Annotated in this window: 6 protein-coding genes; 1 reads left to right on the forward strand and 5 read right to left on the reverse strand. The window is 38.2% G+C overall.

Annotated features, from left to right (window positions below):
- Window positions 1-239: 239 nt before the first annotated feature.
- Window positions 240-1868 (reverse strand): alpha-D-glucose phosphate-specific phosphoglucomutase, encoded by a 1629-nt coding sequence (locus tag ACFINX_RS06160; RefSeq protein ID WP_375613582.1) that lies wholly within the window; start codon window positions 1866-1868, stop codon window positions 240-242.
- A 217-nt stretch (window positions 1869-2085) separates the two neighbouring features.
- On the opposite strand from ACFINX_RS06160, the gene ACFINX_RS06165 reads away from it, so the two are divergent.
- Complete coding sequence (locus ACFINX_RS06165) at window positions 2086-2610, forward strand: peroxiredoxin (RefSeq protein ID WP_375613588.1); 525 nt, start codon at window positions 2086-2088, stop codon at window positions 2608-2610.
- An 882-nt stretch (window positions 2611-3492) separates the two neighbouring features.
- Here ACFINX_RS06165 and ACFINX_RS06170 read toward each other — a convergent pair.
- The 4 genes from ACFINX_RS06170 to pyrF form a co-directional block, all read right to left on the reverse strand.
- Entirely contained in the window at window positions 3493-4026 is a 534-nt protein-coding gene (locus tag ACFINX_RS06170; protein ID WP_375613583.1) for a replication protein, read from the reverse strand.
- Between the two features lie 588 nt (window positions 4027-4614).
- Window positions 4615-6099 carry a histidine--tRNA ligase gene (hisS, locus tag ACFINX_RS06175; RefSeq protein WP_375638515.1) on the reverse strand — a complete coding sequence of 495 codons (1485 nt, stop codon included), beginning with the start codon at window positions 6097-6099 and terminating at the stop codon, window positions 4615-4617.
- Window positions 6100-6141: 42 nt separating this feature from the next.
- Window positions 6142-6399, reverse strand: coding sequence for a hypothetical protein (locus ACFINX_RS06180; RefSeq protein WP_375627885.1), 258 nt, complete (start codon window positions 6397-6399; stop codon window positions 6142-6144).
- A 49-nt stretch (window positions 6400-6448) separates the two neighbouring features.
- On the reverse strand, window positions 6449-7294 hold the full coding sequence (gene pyrF / locus ACFINX_RS06185) for an orotidine-5'-phosphate decarboxylase (RefSeq protein WP_375627884.1): 846 nt from the start codon (window positions 7292-7294) through the stop codon (window positions 6449-6451).
- Window positions 7295-7810 lie beyond the last annotated feature (516 nt).

Raw genomic sequence — 7810 nt, forward strand, 5'->3', positions numbered from 1 at the left:
AGCCATTGAGCAAACCCATTGGACATAAATGATCCGATTATGCTCGATTATAATTTCCTACAGCATTTAGTTTTAAGAATCCCGCAGTTTTAGGAATCCGATTGATATGGAAAGGTGGAAAAAACAAGTCTCGCCTAAAAATAGAGTTAAGCTCTCCCTTATGCACATAAAATCACACCCCTAAAATCACATCCATGTGATCAATCATCATACCTTTACAAAAAAACATTCCAATGATCTTAGGTGATAATATCAGGACGATCTCGCCCCAATGCTTGTTGTATGTTTAACAGTTTTAGTGCTACCTGTTGCAAAGGTTGGAGAACTTCTTGCGGATTAAAATTGTGTTTGCGCGGATCACTTTCATACTGTTCAAAATAAAGTCGTAAAGTAGCACCTAGCGTCCCTGTTCCCGACAAACGAACCACCAACCTTGCTCCATTCTCGAAAAAAATACGGATACCTTGCCGCGTGCTAACGCTCTGATCAACGGGATCATGATATGTAAAATCATCTGCTTTTTTGACGAAAAATCCAGAAATTTCAGTTCCTGCATGTGGTAAGTGCGCACGCAAATGCTCTAGTAATGCCAAAGCTTTATCTGCTTCGACTTCTTCATAATCATGCCGTAACGTGTAAAAACGCCCATAGGTGGACCAATGCTGTTGAACAATCTGTGCGACAGTTTTTTCTGTTACCGCTACAAGATTTAACCAAAATAGGACAGCCCATAAACCATCTTTTTCGCGGATGTGATGAGAGCCCGTTCCAAAGCTTTCTTCACCACAAAAGGTTACTTTTCCCGCATCCAAAAGGGTTCCAAAAAACTTCCATCCCGTTGGCGTTTCAAAAAAATTTAATCCGTGTTTTTCCGCAACTAGATCAGCAGCACGCCCCGTCGGCATAGAGCGCGCTATCCCCACAACACCTTTTCGATATCCTTTAATAAGGTGTGCATGTTCAGCCATAATAGCCAAAGAATCCGAAGGCGAGACAAATTGTTGACGACCAATAATGAGGTTACGGTCTCCATCACCATCAGAGGCGGCGCCAAGATCTGGTCCTTGCTCTGACATCAATAAATCATAAAGATCCTTAGCATAAACCAAATTGGGATCTGGATGACCGCCTCCAAAATCTGGCAAAGGAATACCATTAACCACCGTCCCTTCAGAAAATCCTAAGCATTTTTCAAAAATTTCATGGGCATAAGGCCCTGTTACCGCATGCATGGCATCAAACCGTAAAGTAAGACCTCGAGCAACAGCCTTGGCAATACAGTCAAAATCAAAAAGCTCCTGCATCAAAGCAACATAATCAGCGACAGGATCAATAATATCAATCCGCATGGCTCCCATAAAGATCGTACCTTGCCTATCTAAATCAATATCTGGTGCTTCAAGAATTTTATAAAAAGAAAGACGTTGCGATGTTGCAAAAATAGCATCACATAAAGAATTAGGAGCGGGTCCCCCATTGGAAATATTATATTTAATACCACAATCTCCCTCTGGACCACCAGGATTATGGCTTGCAGAAAGAATAAGTCCACCATGGGCATGAGTTTTACGAATAAGATGCGAAACAGCAGGTGTAGAAAGAATACCGCCCCTTCCCATTTTAACACAAGAGACACCATGCGCCGCTGCCATCTTCAACACAATCTGAAGGATAGTACGATTAAAAGTGCGCCCATCCCCCCCCAGAATCAACATTTTTCCTTCAAGAGGTCCAATATTATCAAAAAGAGATTGTATAAAGTTTTCTACATAATGGGGTTGTTGAAAAACAGACACTTTTTTGCGCAAACCAGACGTTCCCGGTTTTTGCCCCTCAAAAGCCGTGGTTAAAACTGTCTTTATGGTCATATCAATACCTTTATATTCTTTCCTATAATTTTAAGGTGAAGAGTATCCAAAGTCGACCATTAATTCTACTTGACGGAAGTGTGAAATATTTGCACACTCGTTAGAAGTAAGAGTTTTTAAAGAAGCCCTTTTATTTAAAACGCTTTTTACCATATGTTTTTAAATACAAAGGCTGTTTTAAAACAAAATTTTCGTAAAAGAATACAGGAGCATCATGATGATGAAAAAAACAGTTCCCAATGTGACATTCCACACACGCGTACGCGATGAATCAGTGGCTGGAGACAATCCTTATCGGTGGCAAGAAGTTAACAGCGATGCTTACTTTAAAGGAAAGCGTGTTATTCTTTTTTCTCTTCCTGGAGCTTTTACCCCTACTTGCTCAACCTTTCAGCTGCCTGATTTTGAAAAGCTCTATGATGAATTTAAACAAGCGGGTATTGATGAAATTTATTGCCTTTCCGTCAATGATGCTTTTGTCATGAATGCTTGGGGAAAAGCACAAAATATCAAAAACGTGAAGTTAATTCCCGATGGCTCTGGTGAATTCACACGCAAAATGGGTATGCTGGTTGCAAAAGACAATGTTGGGTTCGGCATGCGATCATGGCGCTATGCAGCTGTTATTAATGATGGTGTGGTTGAACAATGGTTCGAAGAAGCAGGTTTTTCAGATAATTGTGCAACAGATCCTTATGAAGTTTCTTCACCACAACATGTTTTAAAAGCCTTGAAAAGCTAATTCCCCCAATCGTCTATTTAAACAAAATTTTACGACACAAATTTCCTGAGGAGGAAGATTTGTGTCGTTGACTTTTTACAACATCTATTCGTGAAAACAGACCCGATAAGTTGATTGTACGCCTTCTGTGAGAAAAGATTACAGCAATAATTTTTTCAATAAATATTTTATGTTTTAACTGCTTTGAAAAAGTTTGAAAAATTGCTGATGAAAAATCTGGACCCGTTGTGGGGCTAAAAAATCAAAGAGTTAAAAGCTGTTGCACGCTATCAAAAAATGGGGATGCAATTGCCAAATGCGCAAATTCATGCAAAACTCTCTCAGAAACATCAAGGACTAACGTATTGATGAAATATGCAAGATCAATGCTAAATTTCTCATACTGAGAAAAACTTTGTATTAAACAATACTTTGATTTATAAAGATAATTTATAATTTTGCATATTGAATGAGAGGAGCCGAATATCATAAGATTGTTTTATTTTATCCCTTCTTATATTGAATCCCTTAAAACTATTTTCTTGCTCATTAGCAAGCGGGATTGGCATATGAATAAACGATTAAAAAGAGTAAAAATACCTCTCGTAAACGCGCCAAAATACAAGAGCTATGAACATCATTACTGCAAAGTTCACAAAAGTACCAAGAAAGAAAATACAGATCAAACATTTGTTTGAAGAGGTGCACAGTTCAAATTAACTTATGTCTCATAAAAAGAAGAAAATATGGCATAAAAACCGCTCTGCATAAAGAACCATTCATGGAGAATATTAAATCAAAACAGATCCCGCAAACATTCCAATTCACATACCATAAACAGACTCATTGCTGTTCTCATAGCCATTTATTCTAAGCCTTTATTTTTCTCTAAGAGAAAAACGATTAAAGGAGTTGTTTATTCGGGTATTCTACCGTAAAGTGTGCTTCTATCTCTTCCTCTTCATCGAACTCAAAATCTTCATCACATTCAGGAAGACCAAAAATATCTGGATTGATGAAATAACAATCTTTTTTTGTCCCCTTCGCTACAATTTTATTCTTTTCTAATTCTTTGATACCTTCTTTAAAACTTTCAAAATTAAGATATTCTGGTTCTTGAATTGAAAGATCGCAAGTCAAAAATTCTTCAAGAATATCATGATCCAATGTTATCTGATCAAACCATAAATCCACATCATCCCCCTCATCTAACATTTTCCCTACCTGCCACAACATCACAAAAAATGCTTTCATACCACTAAATGATAACCCAAAAATCATACGCCGACACGACGAGGCGCCTGAAAAGGTAATTTGCGGAAGATCTTCAAATCCGAAATTTGAAGGAGGAAGTTTAAATGATTTTCCAATATTCTCAGGTCTTTCAAGAATAAAGGGATTTCGTTCATAGAGCAGAGTAAAATCATATTGGACCATTTTCATTTCTCCGTTAAAGAATTGACTTTATGAAAAATGCATATTATCAGTAAGTTACCATTATGGCAGCTTACAATTCATCCAAACATGCTCCTGTAAAAAATTGTTCGATTTAAGTCATTCCATTGTTTTTTGAAGCTTAAAAAGTCTTTTAGGATAAAACGCTCTAGTTCTTCCTCCTTTTGCAATAAGGCTAAATTTTGTAATGTCTAAGAAGAGAACATCAAAGGATTTGATACTCATAGATGAGAATTCAAAGATGAAGCCAATATGAACTTGTCAATATTTTTATAAACTTTTGGGAAAGCGTTGCGTGAAACCTTTTAATTTTCTCAGAGTTTTTGTTCGTTACAATTTTTTTGCTCATTTTAACGCATTATCATCGCATCCTCAGAAGGGCACGTTTTATAGCAAATAGTGCTTATTTATCTCTTAAAAATCTCTCTTTTATGCCGCACGCACTTCAAAACCCCGCTTTTGAACGCGTGCACCAACACGTATAAACGAGCAAAGCACAAATTTTAAAAATTGAATTTCAAATTTCCAAAATATTTCGAACAATCACTTCGATAAAGACTTTTACCATTATCATTTTTGGGCGGCTAAAATATCCTGTACTGTTTTGACCAATTGATCTTCATCAACCGTCACTTGTGCTGGTCGACTTTCACGCCATGTTTGATTATCCTTAATTTCATGAGACAAACGCGCCCCTTCAATCAAATCTTTAATCTGTATTTTTCCGCTCTCACGTTCTTGTGAGCCTTGGATAACCACACAAGGCGCTTGGCGTCGATCTGCATATTTCATCTGCGCTTTTATCCCCGATGCCCCCAAATAGAGCTCAGCACGAATTCCCGCACCACGCAACTGCATCACCATTTTTTGATAACCAGCAACCGCCTCTGGCTCTTTATCCATCATCAGCACCACAACCGGCCCTGTTGTCTCCTTCATAGGCAACTTTTCAAGATTTTGCAAAGCAGCGATCAAGCGTGAGACCCCGATTGAAAAACCTGTTGCCGGAATATTTTCACCACGAAAGCGTGCCACCAATCCATCATAGCGCCCACCACCACCAACGGAGCCAAAAACAACTTTCTGCCCATCATCATTGAAAACATCAAACAGCAACGTAGCCTCAAAGACAGGACCTGTATAATAATCCAGTCCACGCACCACCGATGGATCAATCTTGATACGATTCTGAAAGCCATTTGCGGCAAAAATTGCTTGCATTTCCTCAAGCTCACGAATTCCCTCACGCCCTTGAACATGATCACCAACCACTTCTTTAAGAGCCTCAAGCGTTTCTTCTGCTGTTTCAGCTCCAACAGCAGTTAAGGTAAGAATACACTCAATCTCTTTTTCCTTAAGCTCCGCCCCTTTTGTAAAGTCACCACTTTCATCCAAACGCCCTTTTCCCAAAAGCAAACGCACCCCTTCAGAACCAAATTTATCCAGTTTATCAATTGCTCTTAAGACAGTTAAGCGCTTTTCAGCCTGCTCATTTCCCCCCAAACCAATTTTCTCTAAAACACAATCGAGAATTTTTCGGTTATTCAGACGAATGGCATATTCATGATGCTGAAACCCTAATTTTTCCAAACTATCGGCTGCCATCATGCAAATTTCGGCATCAGCCGCTACCGTTGGTGTTCCAACAATATCCGCATCAAACTGCATAAATTGCCGAAACCGCCCTGGACCTGGTTTTTCATTGCGAAAAACAAAGCCAAGACGATAACTGCGATAAGGCTTTGGCAAAACTTCAAAATTCTCGGCAAAATAACGAGCAAGAGGCGCGGTAAGATCATAGCGCAAAGACATCCATTGCTCATCATCATCTTGTAGCGAAAAAACGCCCGCATTTGGACGATCTGAATCCGGTAAAAACTTACCCAGCACATCTGTATATTCAAAAATTGGTGTTTCCAGTGCTTCAAAACCATAAAGTTCATAAACTTCACGAATTTGCGCAATCATTGTTTCAGTTGCATACAACTGTGCACTTGTACGATCAACAAACCCACGGGGTAAACGGGCTTTGGTTTTTTCTTGTTTTGATAACATATTTTTCTCTAACAACAATATATATTCACCGATAACGTGTGTCTATCTTATAGAAACAAACGCTGCAATAACTTTATCAACTGAAAACTGGTAACAATATGCATAAGCTTTTGCTTTTAAAAGATGCAAACCTTTACCCTTAAGGCAATCTACTGAAAATATTTGTACTTTCAATAGGAACATAGCCTCCCGCTCAACATGAAATGCCCGCTTAACATTCAATGAAAAGACATCTGTGCTTGTTGAAAGAAACCTCAAAGCGACAGTTGATTCTTGATAAATCGGAAGCATCCCCCTCAAAACCCCTCCCTTTCAGAATTCTTCAGATTTATTACAGATGCAAAAATCCTCAAGACATCAGTGTGCTTTGCGCTTGTTCTGCAAAATGATTGATAACATTTTTTAAATCAACAATATTTCGTCCAGCATCTGTAATAGAGCGTGATACAGAGGGAATAACATTCTGCCAAAGTCTTTGTGGAAATTGATTTGCTAGTTGTGTCATTGTTCCACCTTGAGCGCCAATACCCGGAACGAGAAACAGACTATTTTTTAACTGCTCGATTGTGTCTTTTGATTCAGATCCTAATGTCGCTCCTATAACCGCACCTATGGGGCCAATATTATGATGAATAACCGAAGACTGACTATTATAATCACAAATACACTGTGCAAGATGAAGAGAGAGTGTCTGGTCACCAATAAGCGCATTTCGTATTTGTTTCCCCTCTGGATTAGAAGACTGAACAACCACAAAAACCCCTGCTCCTGTTTCTTCTGCAACCTTTATCAGAGGAATAAGAGCATCAAAACCCAAAAAAGGATTAACTGTCATGGCATCCACCTTGAACGCACTACTTGGACCAAGCCAAGCCTTACCATAGGCTTCAGCAGTAGAGCCAATATCCCCCCTTTTTGCATCCGCCAGAACCAATATGCCTTGTTCGTGTGCATTTTCAATCAGTTCTTTGAGAGCTTGAAGACCTTCCACACCATATAATTCAAAAAATGCGACTTGCGGCTTTATAATACCTACTTTACCAACAACTGCTGTTAAGAGAATATCACAAAAATCTTTTAGACCTTTATAATCAAAGCTTAGTTTCCACGATTGCAAAACTTTATGGCTCGGATCAAATCCAATACAAAGAGGTCCATAGATTTCACGATTTTTAAAAAAAGTTGAACGAAACATTTTATATCCTAACAAGGTCTCTCTTTAAACTTTTTGATACAATCAAAAAGAAAAGCATTTGTCAAAAGAATACAATAGCGCAAACACAAAGAAAGAGCTCTCTATACAAAATGTGCTTTTATTTATGAAACATAAATATATTCCCATTCGTAACGCTTATCATATGTTTATCGACCAAGACGTTGTCATGAGATAAAAATTCAAATTTATGAAAGAATATAAACAAAACAGCATCTATATTATAATGACCTCATAAAGCCCTATAGGCATGCCTTGTCGTTTTCACCCCCCTTTTTTATGATCAACAAAAACTCTCTATGAACGCGCTTTAAACAAAAGTTTCAAAAGAAAATGCCCCACCATGATGATCTCGATCTTAGCTTTAGATTTTTCCTATTCCTTTTGGCGCATATCTATATCCCTTTTGGAACATAATTAGCAAAAAGGCATTGTATCTCCAGCATATTCAAGGAGATAAAACATGGAAACTCGCATTCCTGAAAACACACCATTTGA

It is taken from the genome of Bartonella sp. AP36NXGY (genome assembly GCF_042195865.1).
Lineage (GTDB): Bacteria > Pseudomonadota > Alphaproteobacteria > Rhizobiales > Rhizobiaceae > Bartonella.

What these genes read in the sequence shown, in the direction of transcription:
- ACFINX_RS06160 (WP_375613582.1), bottom strand. Translation starts at nt 1,868, where the DNA reads ATGACCATAAAGACAGTTTTAACCACGGCTTTTGAGGGGCAAAAACCG.
- ACFINX_RS06165 (WP_375613588.1), top strand. Translation starts at nt 2,086, where the DNA reads ATGATGAAAAAAACAGTTCCCAATGTGACATTCCACACACGCGTACGC.
- ACFINX_RS06170 (WP_375613583.1), bottom strand. Translation starts at nt 4,026, where the DNA reads ATGGTCCAATATGATTTTACTCTGCTCTATGAACGAAATCCCTTTATT.
- hisS (WP_375638515.1), bottom strand. Translation starts at nt 6,099, where the DNA reads ATGTTATCAAAACAAGAAAAAACCAAAGCCCGTTTACCCCGTGGGTTT.
- pyrF (WP_375627884.1), bottom strand. Translation starts at nt 7,294, where the DNA reads ATGTTTCGTTCAACTTTTTTTAAAAATCGTGAAATCTATGGACCTCTT.